Annotated in this window: 9 protein-coding genes; all 9 read left to right on the forward strand. The window is 38.9% G+C overall.

What is annotated here, in order from left to right:
• Positions 1-26: 26 nt before the first annotated feature.
• The 9 genes from brnQ (at position 27) to ABKJ27_RS02425 (ending at position 23,938) form a co-directional block, all read left to right on the forward strand.
• Positions 27-1,352 (forward strand): branched-chain amino acid transport system II carrier protein, encoded by a 1,326-nt coding sequence (gene brnQ / locus ABKJ27_RS02385; RefSeq protein ID WP_410011958.1) that lies wholly within the window; start codon positions 27-29, stop codon positions 1,350-1,352.
• 97 nt (positions 1,353-1,449) lie between these two features.
• Complete coding sequence (locus tag ABKJ27_RS02390; RefSeq protein WP_410011959.1) at positions 1,450-2,487, forward strand: M42 family metallopeptidase; 1,038 nt, start codon at positions 1,450-1,452, stop codon at positions 2,485-2,487.
• Between the two features lies 1 nt (position 2,488).
• On the forward strand, positions 2,489-2,959 hold the full coding sequence (locus ABKJ27_RS02395; RefSeq protein ID WP_049516316.1) for an HIT family protein: 471 nt from the start codon (positions 2,489-2,491) through the stop codon (positions 2,957-2,959).
• Between the two features lie 2 nt (positions 2,960-2,961).
• Positions 2,962-3,678: an LD-carboxypeptidase LdcB/DacB gene (gene ldcB / locus ABKJ27_RS02400; RefSeq protein WP_049516318.1), complete on the forward strand. Its 717-nt coding sequence runs from the start codon at positions 2,962-2,964 to the stop codon at positions 3,676-3,678.
• 228 nt (positions 3,679-3,906) lie between these two features.
• Complete coding sequence (rplK, locus tag ABKJ27_RS02405; RefSeq protein WP_001085806.1) at positions 3,907-4,332, forward strand: 50S ribosomal protein L11; 426 nt, start codon at positions 3,907-3,909, stop codon at positions 4,330-4,332.
• A 206-nt stretch (positions 4,333-4,538) separates the two neighbouring features.
• The gene (gene rplA, locus ABKJ27_RS02410) at positions 4,539-5,228 is read left to right on the forward strand and encodes a 50S ribosomal protein L1 (protein WP_001085675.1); all 690 of its coding nucleotides are present in this window, start codon (positions 4,539-4,541) and stop codon (positions 5,226-5,228) included.
• 570 nt (positions 5,229-5,798) lie between these two features.
• Positions 5,799-13,322, forward strand: coding sequence for a YSIRK-type signal peptide-containing protein (locus ABKJ27_RS02415; RefSeq protein WP_410011960.1), 7,524 nt, complete (start codon positions 5,799-5,801; stop codon positions 13,320-13,322).
• Positions 13,323-14,272: 950 nt separating this feature from the next.
• On the forward strand, positions 14,273-22,726 hold the full coding sequence (locus ABKJ27_RS02420; RefSeq protein ID WP_410011961.1) for an Ig-like domain-containing protein: 8,454 nt from the start codon (positions 14,273-14,275) through the stop codon (positions 22,724-22,726).
• A 453-nt stretch (positions 22,727-23,179) separates the two neighbouring features.
• Complete coding sequence (locus tag ABKJ27_RS02425) at positions 23,180-23,938, forward strand: class I SAM-dependent methyltransferase (protein WP_410011962.1); 759 nt, start codon at positions 23,180-23,182, stop codon at positions 23,936-23,938.
• Positions 23,939-23,971: the final 33 nt, after the last annotated feature.

Genomic DNA, 23,971 nt, shown 5'->3' on the forward strand with positions numbered 1-23,971 from the left:
ATTTTATAAATATGAAGGAGATTTTCATGGCTAAAAAAGGTGCCTTAACAGGTTTACTCCTGTTTGGAATATTTTTTGGTGCGGGGAACTTGATTTTTCCGCCTTCTCTGGGTGCTCTATCTGGAGAACATTTTCTTCCTGCCATCGCAGGTTTTGTCTTTTCAGGCGTCGGTATCGCCGTCTTGACCCTTATTATTGGAACGCTAAATCCTAAAGGATACATCTACGAGATTTCAACAAAGATAGCGCCTTGGTTTGCGACTCTTTACCTCTCAGCTCTTTACTTGTCAATCGGTCCATTCTTTGCTATTCCACGTACTGCCACAACGGCTTACGAAGTAGGGATTAGCCCCCTTTTGTCGGATGCAAATAAAGGACTTGGCTTGATTGTCTTTACTGTTCTTTACTTTGCAGCAGCGTATCTAATTTCGCTTAATCCATCAAAAATCTTGGACCGTATCGGCCGTATCTTAACGCCAGTCTTTGCGATTTTGATCGTTATCTTAGTTGTTCTAGGAGCTATCAAATATGGTGGAACAAGTCCTCAGGCTGCTTCAGCTGCTTATCAAGCTTCAGCTTTTGGTACAGGTTTCCTAGAAGGTTATAATACCTTGGATGCTCTTGCATCGGTTGCCTTTAGCGTAATCGCAGTTCAAACCTTGAAACAACTTGGCTTCTCAAGTAAGAAAGAATACATCTCAACTATTTGGGTGGTTGGTATCGTTGTTGCCCTTGCTTTCAGCGCTCTTTACATCGGTTTAGGCTTCCTTGGGAATCATTTCCCAGTACCAGCTGAAGCGATGAAGGGTGGAACACCAGGTGTTTACATCTTGTCACAAGCCACTCAAGAAATCTTTGGCTCAACAGCTCAACTCTTCCTTGCAGCTATGGTTACCGTAACCTGCTTCACAACAACAGTTGGTCTGATTGTGTCAACAGCTGAGTTCTTTAATGAACGCTTCCCACAAATCAGCTACAAGGTTTATGCGACCGCCTTTACCTTGATTGGATTTGCCATTGCTAATTTGGGTCTTGATGCGATTATCAAGTACTCAATTCCAGTACTGGTTATCTTGTACCCAATCACGATTGCTATCGTTATGATTGTCATTGTCAACAAATTTGTTGCCCTTTCAAAACCAGGTATGCAGTTGACAATTGCTGTTGTTACAGCTATTGCCATTGCAAGCGTATTAGGAAGCTCGTTTAAGGTTGAGTTTCTTGCGAATCTTGTCAACACTCTTCCTTTTGCCAAGGCATCACTCCCATGGTTAGTACCAGCCGTTGTCGGAATCTTGCTCTCATTGGTTCTACCAAACAAGCAAGAAAGCGATGTTTTTGAAATGGAATAATCATTAAAATCACTTTTGTAGCCAAGTCTACAGGAGTGATTTTCTTTTTTTATCCGATGATAAATGTGTTATAATAGGTAGCAAAAGAGGTGAAGAAATGAATCAAACAGTAGAATATATCAAAGAACTGACAGCCATCGCATCGCCAACAGGCTTCACTCGTGAGATTGCGGACTATTTAGTCAAGACTCTAGAAGGTTTTGGTTACCAGCCAGTTCGTACAGCCAAAGGCGGTGTCAATGTGACCATCAAAGGTCAAAATGATGAAGAGCATCGCTATGTGACTGCCCATGTAGATACGTTGGGTGCTATTGTCCGTGCTGTCAAACCAGACGGCCGTCTCAAACTGGATCGTATCGGTGGCTTTCCTTGGAACATGATTGAAGGTGAAAACTGTACCGTTCATGTGGCTAGCACAGATCAAAAAGTATCAGGAACCATCCTCATCCACCAAACTTCTTGCCATGTCTACAAGGATGCAGGAACTGCAGAACGCACGCAGGACAATATGGAAGTGCGTTTGGACGCCAAAGTAACCAGTGAAAAAGAAACTCGTGCTCTTGGTATTGAGGTCGGTGATTTTATCAGCTTTGACCCACGAACGATTGTGACAGAGACAGGATTTATCAAGTCTCGTCATTTGGACGATAAGGTCAGCGCAGCGATTTTGCTTAATCTGCTCCGTATTTATATGGAAGAGAAGATTGAGTTGCCTGTAACAACTCATTTTGCTTTTTCAGTCTTTGAAGAAGTGGGGCATGGAGCTAACTCTAATATCCCTGCTCAGGTAGTAGAATATCTGGCTGTGGATATGGGAGCTATGGGAGATGACCAGCAAACAGATGAGTACACAGTGTCTATCTGTGTCAAGGATGCTTCAGGGCCTTATCACTATGACTTCCGTCAACATTTGGTTGCTTTGGCTAAAGAGCAAGATATTCCATTTAAGCTGGATATCTATCCATTTTATGGTTCGGACGCTTCAGCAGCTATGTCTGCAGGGGCAGAAGTCAAACACGCCCTTCTCGGTGCTGGTATCGAGTCTAGCCATTCATATGAGCGCACTCATATTGACTCGGTGGTCGCAACAGAACGTATGGTTGATGCTTACCTTAAGAGCACGTTGGTAGACTAATATGTGCCTTATTTGCCAGAGAATTGAGCTCATCAAGAAGGGAGAAAATCCCTATTTTGTCAAAGAGTTGGAAACAGGCTATCTTGTGGTTGGAGACCACCAGTATTTTGCAGGCTATAGTCTCTTTCTAGCCAAGGAACATGTCACCGAATTGCACCATTTGAAAAAGGAGACAAGACTCCGTTTTCTAGAAGAAATGAGTTTAGTCCAAGAGGCAGTTGCTAAGGCCTTTGCTGCTGAGAAAATGAATATCGAACTTCTAGGCAATGGCGATGCCCACCTCCACTGGCACCTTTTCCCTAGACGAACAGGTGATATGAATGGTCACGGTCTCAAGGGACGTGGTCCAGTTTGGTGGGTACCCTTTGAAGAAATGACAGCAGAAACCTACCAAGCAAAACCGGATGAGATTAAAAGATTAGTTAAATGTTTATCGTCAGAACTAGATAAACTATTAGAAATAAAGGAGTAGAAATGAAAAAAAGATACCTTGTCTTGACAACCTTGCTAGCCTTGAGTCTAGCAGCTTGTTCACAAGAAAAAGCAAAAAATGAAGATGGAGCAGCTAAGACAGAGCAAACAGCCAAGGCTGATGGAACAGTTGGAAGTAAGTCTCAAGGGGCTGCCCAGAAAAAAGCAGAAGTGGTTAATAAAGGTGATTACTACAGCATCCAAGGGAAATACGATGAAATTATCGTAGCGAATAAACATTATCCTTTGTCGAAAGACTACAATCCAGGGGAAAATCCAACAGCCAAGGCTGAGTTGGTCAAACTCATCAAAGCTATGCAAGAGGCAGGTTTCCCAATTAGCGACCATTACAGTGGTTTTAGAAGTTATGAAACTCAGACCAAGCTCTATCAAGATTATGTCAATCAAGATGGGAAGGCAGCGGCTGACCGTTACTCTGCCCGACCTGGTTATAGCGAACACCAAACAGGCTTGGCCTTTGATGTGATTGGGACGAATGGAGATTTGGTAACAGAAGAAAAAGCAGCCCAATGGCTTTTGGATCATGCTGCTGATTATGGCTTTGTTGTCCGTTATCTTAAAGGTAAGGAAAAGGAAACAGGCTACATGGCTGAAGAATGGCACCTTCGTTATGTCGGAAAAGAAGCTAAAGAAATTGCTGCAAGTGGTCTTAGTTTGGAAGAATACTACGGATTTGAAGGCGGAGATTACGTCGATTAATACTCTTCGAAAATCAAATTCAAACCACGTCAGCGTCGCCTTACCGTACTCAAGTACAGCCTGCGGCTAGCTTCCTAGTTTGCTCTTTGATTTTCATTGAGTATAAAAAATAAACTTTTCTCTTGTAATTTCAGATAAATAGTGTATAATAGATGAGTATGTGTAAAGCATGCTTGTGGGAGGTAAAAATCTTTAATTACCGCCAAAACCACAAAGGAGGATTTAAAAATGGCTAAAAAAGTCGAAAAACTTGTAAAATTGCAAATCCCTGCTGGTAAAGCTACACCAGCTCCACCAGTTGGACCTGCTCTTGGTCAAGCTGGTATCAACATCATGGGATTCACAAAAGAGTTCAACGCTCGTACAGCTGACCAAGCTGGTATGATCATTCCAGTTGTTATCTCAGTTTACGAAGATAAATCATTTACTTTCATCACTAAAACACCACCAGCTGCTGTTCTTTTGAAAAAAGCTGCAGGTGTTGAAAAAGGATCAGGTACACCTAACAAAACTAAAGTTGCTACAGTTACTCGTGCACAAGTACAAGAAATTGCAGAAACTAAGATGCCAGATTTGAACGCAGCAAACATTGAGTCTGCAATGCGTATGATCGAAGGTACTGCTCGTTCTATGGGATTCACTGTTGTTGACTAATCAATAACACAGTAGAAAATCTCACAGCAGTCTATTAGTTACTTTTCATACTAGGCAAGTGACTGATGCTTGTACTTGGGTACAGCAAGGAAACTTAAGGCCGTAGGAAAAGAATCTAATAGACTGAAAACCCGCAAGACTTCATCATTTCGAGAAGTGACGTGGGAGATGAAAATCGATTGAACCACTTACAAGGAGAATAGAAAATGGCTAAAAAAAGCAAACAACTTCGTGCTGCTCTTGAGAAAATCGACAGCACAAAAGCATACAGCGTAGAAGAAGCTGTAGCACTTGCAAAAGAAACTAACTTTGCAAAATTTGACGCAACTGTAGAAGTTGCTTACAACTTGAACATCGACGTTAAAAAAGCTGACCAACAAATCCGTGGAGCAATGGTATTGCCAAACGGTACTGGTAAAACTTCACGCGTTCTTGTTTTCGCACGCGGTGCAAAAGCTGAAGAAGCAAAAGCTGCTGGTGCAGACTTTGTTGGTGAAGATGACCTTGTTGCTAAAATCAACGACGGTTGGTTGGACTTCGACGTAGTTATCGCTACACCTGACATGATGGCTCTTGTTGGACGTCTTGGACGTGTCCTTGGACCACGTAACTTGATGCCAAATCCTAAAACTGGTACTGTAACAATGGATGTTGCTAAAGCAGTTGAAGAGTCTAAAGGTGGTAAAATCACTTACCGTGCTGACCGTGCAGGTAACGTTCAAGCAATCATCGGTAAAGTGTCATTTGAAGCTGAAAAATTGGTTGAAAACTTCAAAGCTTTCAACGAAACAATCCAAAAAGCAAAACCAGCTACAGCTAAAGGAACTTACGTAACAAACTTGACTATCACAACTACTCAAGGTGTTGGTATCAAAGTTGACGTAAACTCACTTTAATCAGTAGTTTATATCAGAGAACGAGTACGAAAGTGCTCGTTTTTTTTGCTCTTACCCAACTTTAAATGAGAATTTTTAACAGCTAAATCAGAAATTCTAAATGTATTTAGCTGAGATTAGCATTCAAATATACTTTTAAATGTTAAAATACATATGTTAAAAGATTCATGAAAAAAATCAAACGGATTTAATTAATAAATATACAAAAAATAAAATATATAGAAATAAAATTTAATTCAAAATAATATACATTTATACAGAGAAAGCAGATTCGAAAATGTGTTGAAATGTCAAAAAATAGTGGAAAAAGCTAAAAAATGTAGATTATTTTATATAATTCAGACAATTTTTACTATTTTTTAGAGAATGACATAGATAAAAATTGAAATTTTCATGTTATTTTTCAAGCAAATGAATTGAATATATCTAGCTAATGTGATAGTATGAATATACATGTTTCGGAAAAATATAGTACTTGAGCAATTCCTTCATTGATGAATGATATGAAGAGGTTTTAATTTTTACTATATCTATAAACATGATGAAAATAAAAGGAGGTTGTTAGTCTCGATGAAAGGCAAGCAACAACAAGATTTTAGAGTAGAAAAATACATCCGTTATGGAATTCGTAAGTATAGCTTTGGAGCAGCATCAGTAGCGATTGCGGCTGGTTTGATGTTCCTTGGAAATGGTGCAGTATCAGCCTCAGAAACAGCAGTTAATGGGAATGGTTCTGATGTAGCTGTAGTATCAGCTAATACTGAAGATAATCAGGATAAAGTTGTAACTCCTGTAGTAGACAATAAGGAAGTTAAAGAAGAAGCTAAACCTGAAGCAGTGACTCCTAAAGTAGAAGAGTCTAAAAAGGAAGAAGTACAAAAAACTGAAGAAGTTACAAAAGAAGAAGCTGCTCCTAAACTAGACAAGTCTCAGCTTGAATCTTATGTTAATGAAGTAGCTGGGAAACTCGCTTCTGGAAAATATGCAAACAAGACAGACGAAAGTTTGGCTCTTTTGAATGCTGACTTGGAAGCAGCTAAGACAGCTCTTTCAAATGCTACAAGCCAAGATGAATTGAAGGCTGCCTACAACAAACTTGTTACAACTGTTAACTCAAAATTAAAAAATAAACCAGTAGAAAAGAAAGAAACACCAGCAGTAGATACTACCAATGGTAAAGAAACTGTCGGAAAGAAAGCGGAAAATACAGAGAAAAAATCTGACTCAAACGCTATCGAAAACACAGGTTCAAAAGATGAGCGTAACGGTAAAGAACTAGTAGAAGGTTCAAACCTACGTTCAGCTAATGAAGGGTATACACTAGCATCTACCGAACTTAGAAAAGAAAACGGTGAGTTTGCAACAGCTACTGGTAAAACGTATAAAGAATTAGATAGCAATGCTGCATATAGAATTTATGTAAAAGGATTCCAATCAGAAAACACAGAAGAAGTTGCTAAAAACAACCCACAACCTGGTACTGGAGCACGTACTGACCTTCCGTTATCAAAAACAGAAGCACAAAAACTTGGACGTGAAGCAGCGATGTGGAATAATAAGCTTCGTGCAAGTGGTCAAAATAATAATACTAACCCATATGGATCAGGTGGAGCTTATGAATATCTAGCAACAGAAATTTATGGATACACATATGAACAAGGTAACCACTATGTTTATCTAAAAGATGTAACAAAACGTTTCGAGTTAAACGATGCAGCAAAAACAGCAGGCTATACTATCAAGAAAGTCACTCCAATGAACTTGCCGCCAGGTTTAGGCTATAACGCAAATTCGGATACTGTAGAAGGTTATATCGGAGCCAATATCCAGAATGGGGTGTACGACTTCCGTTATGAATTAACTGTAGCAAAAGGTGATACTGAACAAAAAGTATTCTTTCGTGACCTGCAAGCAGGGTGGATAGGTTGGCAAGATTCAACTGCTCCTAGAATTCAAGGTTCTTCAACAATGGTTACTATTGGGGAGGATGTAAGCCATGAATTACAATATGTTGATAATGATGGAGTAAATAAAGATACACGTGCTAACTATCAGCGTGAAGATGGTTCTAAGTTCGTAGCTGGTTCAAAAACTGCGCCTAATTCATCTGGTAAAAAAGCAGAATTTGTGGCAGCTGACGGGACTACTGTTAAATCAATGAATAGTCCTCAAACAGTTACTGCTTATACAACATTAAATGGTAAAACGAATGGAACTAAACCAGTATCTCTTGACGATACTATTCCAGGGTTAACTTACGCACCAGAAACAGGTTTAATCACAGGTAAACCAACAGAAGCAGGAATCTTTACTGTAGCAGCATTAGCTAAAGATTATAATAGTGCATCAGCATGGAACATGAATGGACAAGAAGCACATGAAAATATTACAATCGCAGTAGCACCTAAGATTACTGTTAAGAATGTTGAAGCATATGCAACAAGTGTACCAGTTACAATTTCAAATGGAGCTAACAAAGCAGAAATCACAATGCCAGATGGAACAGTTACAAAACTTGTAGCTAAAGATGGTAACTGGACAGTTGCAGCAGGTACTACAAATACAGCAGTTCAAGAAGGCGCGGTATTAGGAGCAGTTGCGGCTTCAGGAGAATCAACTATTAACTTAACAGTGACTCCGGAATCTACAAAATACGTTGGTGTTGATAGTATTGCGGCTAAAGCAACAACTGATAAAGTACAAGCACACTTACAACGTGAGACGGTAACTGTTAAAGATCATAACAACAAAGAATATACAGCGACATTTAACCGTGCGACAGGTAAATATACACTTCCAAATGAAGATGCATATCAACTTGAAGAAAGTGGAGATAATTCAATTCTTACAGAAAGACGTGTATATACAGAAGCACAAGCTAACGGTGATGTTAAGTTATTTGTTTACGAATTTACACGTACATGGAATGCTAAATCTACAGCGACAAGTCTAGCTGATAAGATTGCTGAAATTCGTACAAATGGTGAAGTAACAGCTGTAGGTGATGTGTTCCGAACAGAAACATTATTACCGAATGATCAAACTTCTTCAACTCAAGGGCGAACTATTAAAGTAAGTTATGATTCTGCATCTGATCAATGGAGTGCATCTGATGGGTCTACGGTGACAGCTACTAAATCGAATGCGGGATGGAAAGTTTCAACAACTTCAGGATTTAGCGGATATATAGCTTATCGTGAAGCAGTAGGAACAGACTTAGCATCAATTCAAAATGATAAACCAACAGGGACTTCAACAAGTTATTCAGAAACAAAAGGTACATCAGTAGACTTAATTAAATCTACTAAAGCAAATGTAGCATTCACAGATACAATCGATGATAAAACATCAGCTACAGATTCTGATACTATTAAAACAAAAGTAACAGCAACTGCACCAGATGGAACAGTAACTACTTTTGATGGAGCTCAAGCAGAAGAAACAGCTTATATTCAAGCACAACGTACAGCTGCAGCTAAAACTCAAGCGGCAGCAACAGCTGTAAAAGAACAACAAGATGCTCAAAATGATTTAGCAAGCTTACAAGAAAGAGTAGATCGTCAAACAAGAGCTGTAGAAGATGCTCAAGTAGCATTAGATAACTTAAAATTACGTACGATTTCGCCAACAGCCCAACAAATGGCTCAGAAAACACTGGAAATAGCAAAAGAAATTAAAGCGAAACTTGAAGCGGATATTGAAGCTGCGAAAGGAACGGTAGCAACTCGTGATACAGCAGTTAATGCATCTCGTCAAGAAGCTTTAGAAGCTGAAAAAGCGGTAGAAACTGCGCGTGCAGCTCTTAAAACAGCTGCAGAAGCAAACCTAGCTAAAGCTAATGCTTATGTATTATCTCAAAAAGGACGTTACAAGGTAACAGCAAGAGCAGTAGACTCAAACGGTGTTGTGACAACTCCAACAGTAGATGGAACAGATGCTGGTGAAGTTACAGAAGATGCAGTAGCAGAAACAACTTACTACATCGTAGTAACAGAACCAGAGAAATCATCAGGCGCTCAAGGTCAAAAACAAACTGACTCAATGGCCGACAATTTCAATGATGGAAAAGAAGGAACTACAGTATCAAATTATAAACTAGTAGATCCAACGACAGGAAATAAAGTTTCTTCAGTAACAACTGATCAAGGAACATACACTGTAGACCCAACGACAGGTGAAGTGACGTTCACTCCAGTAGAAGGATTTGTAGGAACTGCAAATCCAGTAACAGTAGCGGCTGATGTAACATTTAATGATGAATCAGGAAATCCAGTAACAGTAGCAGTAGAAAATGCATATACACCAACTGTATACGGAATTGCACCATCTGCAGATGAAACTACAGGAAAACAAGGTCAAACTCAAACATCTATTTCTGGAAAAGGTCGTTTCTCTGAATTAAATAACACAGATAATACACTTGATGGCACAAATGTTGACTGGACAACAGCAGCATACTCATTAGAAGGAGCTAATGCTGAAGGTAAAGTGGTAGTTGATGGAGAAGGAACATACTCAATCGATCCAACAACAGGTGTAGTAACATTTGAACCACTTCCAACATTTACAGGAAAAGCTAAAGGTGTTAATGTACAAGTATCAGTAACAGCAACTGACTCAGAAGGAAACAAAGTTCCGGTTACTTCAAAAGGGGCGTATACTCCAAAAGTAACACCAGTAGTACCAACTGGAGAGGGTGTAACTTCAAGTGGTAAACAAGGTCAAGAGCAAACAGGAACACCTAAATTTACACAAGGTGATGAAACAGCTCCAATTACTATTAACGAAAAGCAACCAGCTAAATTTGTAGTAAATGGACAACCAGTTGATGACAAAGAAATTCCAGCTACAAAAGATGGAAAAGAAGTTGGTAAATACGTAATCGATCCGTTAACAGGTGTTGTAACGTTTAAACCAAACAAAGACTTTGTTGGTACACCAGATCCAGCAACTGTTGAAGTTAAAGATAAGAATGGAACACCAGCAACAGCAACTTACACTCCAACAGTAACTCCAGTAGTTCCAACAGCCACACCGAAAGAAACTTCTGGAAAACAAGGACAAGCTCAGACACAAGATACTGAGACAATGTTCACAAAAGGTGATGAAGTAGCACCAATTGATAAGACAACTGTTAAATTGGTAGACCCAAGTGGTAATGAAGTAACCACAATGCCAGCTCTTAAAGATGGTAAAGAAGTTGGAACCTACACAATTGATCCAACAACAGGAGTAATCACATTCCAACCAAACAAAGACTTCACAGGCACACCAGATCCAGCTAAGGTTGTAGCGAAGGATACTAACGGAACTAAGGTAGAAACAACTTACACCCCAACAGTAACCCCAGTAGTACCAACAGCAGAACCAAAAGAAACAACTGGAAAACAAGGTCAACCACAAACTCAGGAAACAGAGTCAATGTTCAAACAAGGTGACGAAGTAGCACCAATTGATAAGACAACTGTTAAATTGGTAGACCCAAGTGGTAATGAAGTAACCACAATGCCAGCTCTTAAAGATGGTAAAGAAGTTGGAACCTACACAATTGATCCAACAACAGGAGTAATTACATTCCAACCAAACAAAGACTTCACAGGCACACCAGACCCAGCCAAAGTTGTTGCTAAAGATACTAACGGAACAAAAGTAGAAACTACTTATACACCAACAGTAACTCCAGTAACCCCAACCGCGGACCCAGCTGAAACAACAGATATTCAAGGTAAAACACAAACAGGTAAACCAACATTCACACCAGGTGCTGATGAGGTGCCAATGAATGATGAAGTACCAGCAACCTTCGAAGATGGTTCAACAGAAAAAGTCATCCCAGGAGAAGGAACATACACAGTAGCACCAGACGGCACAGTAACGTTCACACCAGAGAAGACATTCACAGGTAAAGGAACAGGCGTAACGGTTAAACGTGTAGATAAGAATGGTACCCCAGTAACAGCTAAATATACACCAAACGTGACTCCGGTAACTCCAACTGCAGACCCAGCTGAAACAACAGACATCCAAGGTAAAGAACAAAACGGTAAACCAACATTCACACCAGGTAACCCAGAAGTACCAATGGACGATGAAGTACCAGCGACATTCGAAGACGGTTCAACAACTAAGACAATTCCAGGAGAAGGAACATACACAGTAGCACCAGATGGAACAGTAACCTTCACACCTGAGAAAACATTCACAGGAGTAGGAACAGGCGTAACAGTTAAACGTGTAGATAAGAACGGTACCCCAGTAACAGCTAAATACACCCCAACAGTAACACCAGTAACTCCAGAAGGGACACCAGCTGAAACAACAGATATCCAAGGTAAAGAACAAACTGGAAAACCAACATTTACACCAGGTAACCCAGAAGTACCAATGGATGATGAAGTACCAGAAACCTTTGAAGATGGATCAACAACTAAGACAATTCCAGGAGAAGGAACTTACACAGTTGCACCAGATGGAACAGTAACATTTACACCTGAGAAAACATTCACAGGAGTAGGTACAGGCGTAACAGTTAAACGTGTAGATAAGAACGGTACTCCAGTAACAGCTAAATACACCCCAACAGTAACTCCAGTAACTCCAGAAGGAACACCAGCTGAAACAACAGACATCCAAGGTAAAGAACAAAACGGCAAACCAACATTTACACCAGGTAACCCAGATGTACCAATGGATGACGAAGTACCAGCAACCTTCGAAGATGGATCAACAACTAAGACAATTCCAGGTGAAGGAACATACACAGTGGCACCAGACGGCACAGTAACGTTCACACCAGAGAAGACATTCACAGGAGTGGGAACAGGAGTAACAGTTAAACGTGTAGATAAGAACGGTACCCCAGTAACGGCTAAATACACCCCAACAGTAACTCCAGTAACACCAGTTGGAACACCTGCAGAATCTGAAGGTCCTAAAGGCCAACAACAAACTGGAACACCAGTCTTCACCCCAGGAAACCCTAATGTACCAATCGATGAAGATGTACCACCAACATTCGAAGATGGAACAACTACAAAAGTTGTACCAGGAGAAGGAACTTACACTATCGACAAAGATGGTAAAGTAACATTCACTCCAGAAAAAGACTTCGTAGGAAAAGCTAAAGGTGTGACAGTTAAACGTGTAGATAAGAACGGTACACCAGTTACTGCTACATATACACCAACAGTTCGTCCTGATACTTCATTCGTTGATAAAGATGGCAACCCACTTTCACCAACAGAAGATGGAACTAAACCAACTAAAGATATCCCAGGATACAAGATTGTTAAAACTGAAGTAGACGAAAAAGGAAATACAAAACACATCTATGAAAAAGTTACAACAACTTATAAAGATAAAGATGGCAATGTAATTCCAGGAACAACTACTGAAGAAGGTACAACTCCTAAGAAAGATATTCCAGGTTACCGCTTCGTAGAAACTAAGACTCTTCCAAACGGAGACACAGAACACATCTATGAAAAGGTTAAGACTTCATTTAAGGATAAAGACGGTAATGAAATTCCAGGTTATCCAACAGAAGATGGCGACCAACCTAAGAAAGATATCCCAGGTTACCGCTTCGTAGAGACTAAGAAACTTCCAAATGGTGATGTAGAACACGTTTATGAGAAAGTTTCAACACCACTTATTCCTCAAACAGAGCCAGGTAAGCAAAATACAACTACTTGGACTGATGAGAATGGAAATCCATTGAAACCAACGGAACCAGGTTCTAAAGAGCCAGGAACAATTCCAGGTTACGAATATGTCAAGACTGTGACTGATCCAAATGGAAATATCAGACATATCTTTAGAAAAGTTGAGATGCCAACTCCAAGACCGGTTGAACCAAGTCAACCAGTACAACCAGTTTCTCCACAAGAGCCAACAAGCCCTGAGAAACCAGTAACTCCAGACATGCCAGCAGTGCCTGAGCAACCAAAACAACCAGCAACACCTAAATATGTTGAAGGTCAAAAAGAATTGCCAAATACTGGTACAGAAGACAATGCCCGCCTTGCGGCACTTGGACTTCTTGGAGTCTTGAGTGGATTTGGACTTGTAGCTCGCAAGAAGAAGGAAGATTAAGATTTCTAATTGATATGATTTGTTAAGAGTGAACAAACTATCCGGAAAACTGATGAATCGAATGATTCATCAGTTTTTTGCTAACCAGAAAAATAACTGAAAAATTTTTGAGAAAGTTAAGGTATTTTTTTTGAAATTTTTTTGATAAGTTAAAAGCCGAATGATGAAATATTTGGATGAAGTAGCATCTTTAGTACATCAAAATAGAAAGATTAAAAATGGTCATATAAATGTGGCAACAAGCTCTATAAATCCAGTTTATCCACTCATATAAATTATAAAAATATGATAATTTTAATTAAAATTTAAATAGGTCATTTTTGGATATAACATCCAAAAAATCACGATTTTAAAATGCGAATTATTTTATTTAAAATACGGTATAAAATTCGTAAAAAACCAATTGTAAAGATTGAAAAATATAAAATAAAAACCGAAAGTTTTGTAGAAGTTTGATATTTCAAAACAAAAGTACTTGCAAAATGTTTTAAAAAGTGATATTATAATTATGCATGTTAATTGTGGATAATAAAAATTCCTCTTTTGAGTTTTTGAAGGAGGAATTTTTATTTTTTGATTGACTAACTAACATGATAAAAATTTCCAATTTTTTTCTGAAAATGGATTTGCTAATATTCGATAAAAAATAGTAAAAATTTCTTTAAATATTACTAAAAAGAGGACGAATACTTAAAAATAAAATATATTTATTATCATAAATAATAAAAATAAGTTTGAAAACTAAAATTTATTTATTTATTTATTATAGTGTAAATTTTTAATTGAATTACTTGCTTACAATATAGAAGTGTGATATCATTAAATTGTATTTCAAGTACGAATTTTCGACATACAAAACATTGTTATGTTAAATGTTTAAAATGCCGAAGTTTTTTTGTACATAAGTACATTAAAAAATAAAATAAATAAATAAGGAGGTTGTGAGTCTCATGCAAGGCAAACAACAACAAGATTTTCGAACGGAGAAGTACATTCGTTACGGTATTCGTAAGTACAGCTTTGGAGCAGCATCAGTAGCGATTGCAGCTGGTTTGATGTTCCTAGGCAATGGTGCGGTATCAGCAACAGAAGTACAATCGGCTGAAACAACTATCTCAACAGCTGCAGCTGCTCCTGGTCAAGATGATAAGGAGAAGGAAAAGGCTGAGCCTAAAGCTGAAACAGTAGAAACTGTAAAACCAGAGACTGTGAAGCCAGAAACTGAAAAAGCTACTGAAGCAAAAACTGAAGTGAAAGCAGAAGAAGCTAAGAAAGTAAATAAGGCTATCCTTGAAGCAAGTATTGCTACTTTGGAGTCTAAACTTTCAACTGCTAAATATGCAGACGCTACAGTAGTAAGCTCAGCTAAGGAAGTATTGGCAACAGCTAAAGCAACTCTTGCAAAAGCAGATGCTAGCCAAGCTGATGTAGATGCACAAGCAGAAACTGTATCAGCTTTGAGCACAGTTGTAACTGAGTCAAATACTGCTGGTTTCGATAAGAAACAAGCGGCTGAAAAAGAAGCTGCGAAAGCTGAAGCTGAAAAGAAAGCAACTCCAGCTGAAAAAGCTCTTTCAGTAGCTACAACAACTCTGACACAAGTATCTTCAGAAGCTGAAGTAACCAACAAATTGGCAGAGACTGAACTTGCTAAGGCTGACGTCAAAGAAGAAAACAAGGCAGCAGTTACAGCAGCGGTAGCTAAAAACCAAGCAGTTCTTGCTGAAACAAAAGCTCTTTTGGCTGATAAGAGCGTTACAAAAGAGCAAGTAGATGCTCAATTGGAACGTCTTAATGAATCAATCCTTGCAGTTTACAATGAATTGAAAAATGCAGGAATCGGCCGTGACGGTAAGTTTGCTGTTAACTTGGCAGAGGCTCAAACAACAGCTCTTAAAGATGCTTCAACAGAAACTGGTAAAAAATGGCTTGCAGACCATGGATATACATCTCTAGCTGATGCTCCAATTTTAGTAAATGGTAAAGCAGAAGACCAAGAGAAAATTAAAAACCTTGCAAACCAAATTCAATGGTTAGATTTTACTGAAACTAAAGCATGGACTAATTTAAAAGACAATGGTCAATTACAAGTAGGTTCAGTATTTGAAAAACAATTAATTCCTGGTTATATTGTTAAAATGACTGTTAAGGAATTAAAACCTTTTGAATCTACAGAGGTTTATAAAAATCGTGTAGCAGGAACTGATCACCAAGATTCATATGATGCGAATGCAGAAAATAAATTTGCTTCAGCAACTGGTATCGGTGGTTCTGCACAAGATAAACGTTATTCACATATTAGAAATTCAGGAATTAACACGGGAGATCATTTAACAACTATTGCAGGTACAAATGATGCTAAAAAACAAGTAAATACAACATTTGGTGGTGTAGTATTTAAAGTTGAAGCAACATACAATGGTAAGAAAACAAAACCTGGTATCGTTATGACATCTGGTGAAGATATTGGGGATAGAGAATCTGAAATTTATACTACAAACGGTACTCCTTGGGATTTAGTAGCAATGATGGGATATGGTTCAAACAACAAACCATATACACCATTAAGTAATTTATCTACTTCAAATGGTCTTCAAGTTCAAAGTGAGACATATAAAAAAGCTTTAGCAGCTAAAATGTTTGCAACTCGTGATTCTGTAACAGGTGGATTAGGTTCACAAGTGTTTGGTGGATACCAAAATAATGGTGGACGTACTACTCCTATCGTTGCGACAGCTGGTCCTTCAGAAGTAGGATTATACATTATCTCAGGTGGTGCGCAATCATCTATGATTGGTATTAAGCTATCTGACTTTGGAGATCTTCCAGCATCATACGGTACTGCAGAGCACTTCTTAAGAACAGAAGCCTTAGATTATAACAACAATACGATGTCAGAAATTCAACAACCATTCTTAGGTAAAGTGAAAGCTGACCCTGAGGCAGTTAATGGTACTCGTGTCATTGGGGTAGGATCTGATGATGATGTTGATTTAGCAGATGAAGGTGTCGATCAGTTAGTATCTGCAGAGAACGTAGTAACAAACAAAGATACAGGACGTCCAGAAGTTCAATTAATTAGAGGACCAGAAAACACTTATAAAGTAAAAGTTCTTGCTTCAGCAAATGGAAATGATAAATATACTGGAGACTTGAGCAAAGCATATGTTCGTGGATTCATTGATTTCAATGGAAATGGTAAATTTGATGAAGGTGAAGAATCAAGTATTGCAGAAGTAAGTGGAAATGGTCAAGAAGTAGAATTAACATTTACAAACACTCAAGTAGTGGATACAAGTAAAGATGTTGTGAATTTCCGTGTTCGTATCGCTAAAGATAAAGATCAAATCGTAAAACCAACAGGAATTGCATACTCTGGGGAAGTAGAAGATAACCAAATCCAAGTAGTTCACCCACCACGTGGAGACTATGAAGAAACAACTGGTAAACAAGGTGAAAAACAAAATATTGGTATCGAGTTTATTAACCGTGTAGAAGCTGACGCATCTGAATTAGGTTCTAACAACGGAAGAACTACATTCAATGCCTATGGTAAAATTAGCTACACTGAACAACGTAACTCAATTAGTTTAGCATCAACTAAGAAAGTGCAAACTGAAGGTGTCATGATTGTTAAACCAGATGGAACTTTAGCTAAGACTTACACTAAAGAAGGTCAAGGTACTTATGAAGTAACAGATACTGGAATCACATTCACTCCAGAAGCTAACTTCGTAGGTAAAGCTGATGGTATCGTACTTCGTGCGGTAGATACTAACGGTGAGTCTACTGGATGGACAGCTTTAACAGCTCAAAACCAACTTGAGAATGTTAATGATGGTACACATACAACTGCTACAAAAACTATGGATGCTGTTTACGTACCAAACGTAACTCCAAAGGAAATCACTGCAAATCCTGAAACATCAACAGATATTCAAGGGAAAGAACAGAAGAAAACACCTAAATTCACAATTGATGTAGACAAAAATGGTGATGGTACAACTCCAGATCCAGTAACACCAAGTGCACAATACCCAGCTAAATTGGTAGATCCAAAAACGAAAGCTGAAGTTAACTCTGTAACAGTTGAAGGAGAAGGAACTTACACAATTAATCCTGAAACAGGTGAAGTAACATTCCAACCACTTCCAACATTCAAAGGGACTGCAACAGGTGTTGATGTAACATTAACAGCACCAGTAGGTCGAAACAAAGATGGACAAGATGTAACAGCTAAGGCTACTACAAAATACACTCCAACAGTAACAGCTGTAGAACCAACAGCTAAACCGACAGACTCAGCAGGCGTACAAGGTGAAACTCAAAAAGGAACTCCTACATTCACAGAAGGAAATGCAGAAGTGCCAATCAAAGAAAACTCTCACAAACTTCTAGATAAAGAAGGAAATGAAGTTCAACCTGGACAAACAACTCCAGCATACGCTGAAGACGGAGTAACTCCAGTAGGTACTTACTCAATCGACCCTGCAACAGGTGAAGTAACCTTCACACCAACTGACAAAAAATACACTGGTAAAGTAACTCCAGCTAAAGTTCAAGCAGAAGATAAAAACGGAACGAAAGTAAACACTACTTACACTCCACACATCGTAGGTGTCACACCAACAGCAACACCAGCGGAATCTTCAGGTATCCAAGGACAACCACAAGATGGAACAGTATCATTCGCTCCTGGAGAAACAACAGTAGAAGGTGTTAAAAAATCAGTACCAATCAAAGATAACTCAGCGGTTCTACTTGATGCTTCAGGTAACCCAGTAGCAACAGGTACTCCAGTGGACGCTTTAGATCCAGAAGGAAACAAAGTAGGGGAATACACAATTGACCCAGCTACTAACAAAGTAACCTTCACACCAACTAACAAAGAATACAAAGGTAAAGTACAACCAGCTAAAGTTCAAGCAGAAGATGAAAACGGAACAAAAGTTAAAACAACTTATACTCCAAACATCGTAGGTGTAACACCAACTGCAGAGCCAGCTGAAACAACTGATGTACAAGGTGTTGAACAATCTAAAGAAGTAACATTCAAACCTGGTAAAGCAACAGTTAACGGTGTTGAAAAAGAAGTGCCAATCGACACTACTTCATACAAACTATTGGATGAAAAAGGACAACCAGCTACATCAGTACCGGCTAAAAACCCAGCAGGAGATGTTATCGGTACTTACACACTTAAAGTTGTAGATGGTAAAGCAACTGCGGTATTTACACCAACTGATAAAACATATGCAGGAGAAGTTGCACCAGTTACAATCCAAGCGAAAGATACAAATGGAACTCCAGTAACAACAACTTACACTCCAAATATCACTCCAGTAGAACCAACCGGAAAACCAACATCAACTGAAGGTGCTCAAGGACAACCTCAAGAAGGAACTCCAACATTCACACCAGGTGATGATAAAGTTCCTATGAAGATTGATGCTACTCAACCAGCTAAATTAATCGATCCAGCTACTGGAAACCCAACTGACGAAACAACAATCCCAGCAAAAGACGCTAAAGGAAACACAGTTGGTACATACACAATCGATCCAACAACAGGTAAAGTAACATTCACACCTAACAAAGACTTCGTAGGTACTCCAGTACCAGCAACAGTTCAAGCCAAAGATGCGAATGGAACTCCAACAACAGCTACTTACACACCAACAGTTAAGCCAGTTACTCCAGTAGGTGTTAATACATATACTGAAGATATTCAAGGTGCACCTCAAAGCGGTAAACCAGAATTCAAACCTGGTAAAACTACAATCAACGGTGAAGAAGTAGAAGTACCAATGGACGATAAAGTACCAGCAACATTCGAAGATGGTAAAACTGAAAAAGTCATTCCAGGAGAAGGAACTTACACAGTAGATCCAGATGGAACAGTACACTTCACTCCAGACCCACAATTCAAAGGTAAAGGAACAACAATGACTGTTGTTCGTAAAGACCAAAACGGAACACCAGTAACTGCAGAATACACTGCTGTAGTACACCCAGCATCTCCAGAAGGAACAGAAGTTGAAACTGTAGGTGTTCAAGGTAAAGAACAAAGTGGTAAACCAAACTTCATCGGTGGTAAAGTAACAATCGGCGGTGTTGAAAAAACTGTAGATATCGATGAAGCTGTACCAGCGAAACTAATTGATCCTAAGACAGGTCAAGAGACAACAACTGTAACAATTGACGGAGAAGGAACTTATACAGTTGCAGAAGATGGAACTGTAACATTCACTCCAGACAAAAACTTCAAAGGTAAAGGTACTGAATTAACAGTTAAACGTGTTGATAAAAACGGTACTCCAGCACTTGGTAAATACTCAGCGGTAGTAATCGGTGTGAAACCAACTGCAGAACCATCAGTAACTTCAGACATTCAAGGTCAAACTCAAAGCCAACCAGTTAAATTCAAAGGTGGGGTAGTTGAAGTTGAAGACCCAATGACTAAAGCTAAAACTGAAGAAGTAGTAGCAATCGATCCAGATACTTACACATTATTAGATGAAAATGGACAAAAAGCTGATAAAGTACCAGCTAAAGATCCAAAAGGTAATGTAATCGGTGAATACACTCTTGTTAAAGAACCTGGTAAAGATCCAGTTGCAGTATTCACTCCAACAGACAAAACTTACACAGGAGAAGTTCAACCAGTAACAGTTCAAGCCAAAGATACAAATGGAACAGCTGTAACAACAACTTACACTCCAAATATCACGCCTGTTAACCCAACTGCGAAATCAACTACTTCTGAAGGTGCACAAGGTCAAGAGCAAAGCGGAACTCCAACATTCACTGAAGGACACGAAAAAGCTCCAATCGACCCAACTGTACCAGCTAAATTAATCGATCCAGAAACTGGTGAACCAACTGACGAAAAATCAGTAACAGTACCAGGAGAAGGAACTTACACAATCAACCCAGAAACTGGTGAAGTAACATTCAAACCAGAACCAAACTTCACAGGAAAAGCTGAAGGTGTTGAAGTTCAACGTAAAGATACAAACGGAACTCCAGCTACAGCTAAATACACACCAACAGTTAAACCAGTAACACCAACATCAGATGACGTAGTATCTGAAGATGTTCAAGGTGCTAAACAAACTGGAACCCCAGTGTTCACACCAGGTAAAACAACAGTTAACGGTAAAGAAGTAACTGTAGAAATCGATCCTGATGTTAAACCAACATTAGTAGGTGCCGATGAAGAAGGTAAAGTGGTAGTACCGGGAGAAGGAACGTACACTATCGATGAAACTGGTGTAGTAACATTCAAACCAGAACCACAATTCACTGGTAAAGCTAGCGGTGTAACAGTTAAACGTGTTGACAAAAATGGAACAGAAGTAACAGCTAAATACACACCAACCGTTAAACCAGTAACACCAAAAGCAGAAGGTGTAACTACAACTGATGTTCAAGGTGCTAAACAAACAGGAAAACCAGAATTCACACCTGGTAAAACAACAGTTAACAGTGAAGAAAAAACTGTAGAATTATCTGACAAACCAGCGAAACTAGTGGATCCGAAAACAGGAGATCCAGTTGATTCTGTAACTATCGATGGAGAAGGAACTTACACAGTAGCTCCAGATGGAACTGTAACATTCACTCCAAATAAAGACTTCACAGGTCAAGCGACAGGTGTAACTGTTAAACGTGAAGACAAAAACGGAACACCAGTAACAGCTAAGTACACTCCGGTAGTATTACCAGTAACACCAACAGGTAAAGACGTAACATCAATCGGTGAAAAAGGACAACCACAATCAGAAACTCCAACATTTACACCAGGAACTACTAAAGTAAACGGTAAAACTATAACAGTACCAATCGATGAAAAAGTAGCTCCAACATTTGATGATGGAACAACTGAGAAGAAAGTACCAGGAGAAGGAACTTACACAATCGATAAGAACGGTAAAGTAACCTTCACTCCAGAGCCAGACTTCGTAGGTCAAGCTAAAGGTGTAACAGTTAAACGTGTTGACGAAAACGGAACACCAGTAACAGCTAAATACACACCGACAGTATTAGGTAAAACAACTACAGAAAACGTAGTATCTGAAGGTGCTAAAGGACAACCTCAATCTAATACTCCAGTATTCAAAGGTGATGTAGACACTACAGTAGCTCCAACATTTGATGATGGAACAACTGAGAAGAAAGTACCAGGAGAAGGAACTTACACAATCGATAAAGATGGTAAAGTAACGTTCACTCCAGAACCAAACTTCGTAGGAACAGCTACTCCAGTAGAAGTTGTACGTAAAGATAAAAACGGTAAAACAATCAAAGCTTCTTACACACCAACAGTACGTCCTGACACAGTATTTGTTGATAAGAATGGTAAAGAGTTAGTACCATCTAAAGATGGTAAGAACCCATCAGAAACGATTCCAGGATACAAACTTGTTAAGACTGAAACGGATGAAAAAGGGAATACGAAACATATCTACGAACCAGTAACAACTAAACACGTAGATAAGAACGGTAACCCAATCCCAGGAACAACAACAGAAGAAGGAGCAAAAGATCCTAAGAATATCCCAGGATACAAAGTAGTAGAAACTCGTAAACTTCCAAATGGTGATACAGAATATGTATACGAAAAAGTAACGACAAGATACGTAGATAAAGCTGGTCACCCAATTCCAGGAACTGAAATTGAAGAAGGAACAAAAGAACCTAAGAACATTCCAGGTTACAAACTAGTAAGTACAACAACTAGTGGAGAAGGAGATACAGTTCACGCTTACGAACCAGTAACTACAACATTCAAGGACAAAGATGGAAATGTAATTCCAGGAAATCCAACAGAAGATGGAGAACAACCGAAGAAAGATATTCCAGGATACCGCTTCGTAGAGACTAAGAAACTTCCAAACGGAGATACTGAACATGTCTACGAAAAAGTTTCAACTCCTGCGCCAACTCCAGCTCCAACACCTTCACCTATTCCTCAACCAAATCCAAGTAGACAAACTACAACAATTTGGACAGATGAAAATGGAAATCCATTGAAATCATCTGAATCAGGAGCTAAAGAACCAGGAACAATTCCAGGTTACGAATATGTGAAGACTGTAACTGACCCAGCTGGAACTATTAAGCATATCTTCAGAAAAGTTGAAATGCCAACTCCAGTTGAACCAAGTCAACCAGTACAACCAGTTGAGCCAGCTACACCAGCAATGCCTGAACAGCCAGCTCAACCTCAAGTACCAGCAACTCCAGCACAACCAGTACAAGCAACAGCAATGAAAGAAGCTGAAGCTAAGCGCGAATTGCCAAATACTGGTACAGAAGACAATGCTCGCCTTGCAGCACTTGGACTTCTCGGAGTATTGAGTGGATTTGGTCTTGTAGCTCGCAAGAAGAAAGAAGACTAAGCTTTCTAATTGATCTGATCTGTTTGCGATAAACATATCATCCTTAAAGCTGATGAATCGAATGATTCATCAGCTTTTTGCTGTATAACGAGCATGTCCTACATCTGGATTGTGGGTATCATCTACTAGTAAAGCTGTTAGCGACTCTCAAGTCTGACGCTGGAAATAAGAGTTGGCAGAGGAAGGAATAGCGAAATCGTGGCTCTACGAACAGAAAGATGAAAATTCGTATAGCTGATGAAGATGAGAGCAATTCTAAAGTACAAAAAATAGCCGTAACCTAAATGTGTAAATGATGGGAGGAGTTGAATTTGAACTAGAGAGGTGATTAATAGATTTTTGATCTAGTCATGGTAGCTTATATGCTTTTGATTCTAGTTCATCAAATAATAGATTAGAATTGTCAGACAATATTATTTTGTGTTATAATGAAGAAAAAACAGAGGTGTTCAAATGTCAGAAGCAGGTCATAAGTTTTTAGCAAAACTGGGAAAAAAACGTTTACGTCCAGGTGGAAAACGTGCCACAGATTGGTTAATTGCGGAAGGAGGATTTTCAAAAGAAAAGAGAATACTAGAGGTTGCCTGTAATAGGGGAACTACAGCAATTGAGTTGGCACAGCGTTTTGGTTGTAAGATAACTGCTGTTGATATGGATGCTCAAGCTTTAGAAGTGGCTAAAAAATCTGCTGAAACGGCAGGTGTTGGTCATTTAATCAGTTTTGAAAGAGCCAATGCAATGAAACTTCCTTATGAAGATGCTAGTTTTGATATTGTTATAAATGAAGCTATGCTGACTATGCAAGCCGATCAAGCTAAGAAAAAATGTGTGATGGAATACCTAAGGGTTTTAAAACCTGGAGGTCTTCTTTTGACACATGATGTGCTTCTTAAGGAAGCTAAAGAATCTGTCAGACAGGAATTATCACAAGCAATTCATGTAAATGTGGGGCCTTTAACTCAAGATGGTTGGGAGCAAGTGATGATAGAATCAGGTTATCGTGATGTGAAAGTATTAACTGGTGAAATGACATTAATGAAATTATCAGGTATGATTTATGACGAAGGTTGGCTAGGAACTTTGAAAATTTGTGTAAATGCTTGTAAAAAGGAGAATAGAAAGCAGTTTTTAACTATGTATAAAATGTTTGCTAAGAATAAACAGAAATTGGGTTTTATTGCGATGGCTAGTTATAAATCGTCAAATCGTTAGATAATTATTAAAGTTAACTTTTCCTTTTTTCTT

The organism is Streptococcus sp. KHUD_011 (assembly GCF_046352925.1).
GTDB lineage: Bacteria > Bacillota > Bacilli > Lactobacillales > Streptococcaceae > Streptococcus.

Coding starts and splice junctions, on each gene's coding strand:
- ABKJ27_RS02420 (WP_410011961.1), top strand. CDS start 14,273: ATGCAAGGCAAACAACAACAAGATTTTCGAACGGAGAAGTACATTCGT.
- brnQ (WP_410011958.1), top strand. CDS start 27: ATGGCTAAAAAAGGTGCCTTAACAGGTTTACTCCTGTTTGGAATATTT.
- ABKJ27_RS02390 (WP_410011959.1), top strand. CDS start 1,450: ATGAATCAAACAGTAGAATATATCAAAGAACTGACAGCCATCGCATCG.
- ABKJ27_RS02425 (WP_410011962.1), top strand. CDS start 23,180: ATGTCAGAAGCAGGTCATAAGTTTTTAGCAAAACTGGGAAAAAAACGT.
- rplK (WP_001085806.1), top strand. CDS start 3,907: ATGGCTAAAAAAGTCGAAAAACTTGTAAAATTGCAAATCCCTGCTGGT.
- ABKJ27_RS02415 (WP_410011960.1), top strand. CDS start 5,799: ATGAAAGGCAAGCAACAACAAGATTTTAGAGTAGAAAAATACATCCGT.
- ldcB (WP_049516318.1), top strand. CDS start 2,962: ATGAAAAAAAGATACCTTGTCTTGACAACCTTGCTAGCCTTGAGTCTA.
- ABKJ27_RS02395 (WP_049516316.1), top strand. CDS start 2,489: ATGTGCCTTATTTGCCAGAGAATTGAGCTCATCAAGAAGGGAGAAAAT.
- rplA (WP_001085675.1), top strand. CDS start 4,539: ATGGCTAAAAAAAGCAAACAACTTCGTGCTGCTCTTGAGAAAATCGAC.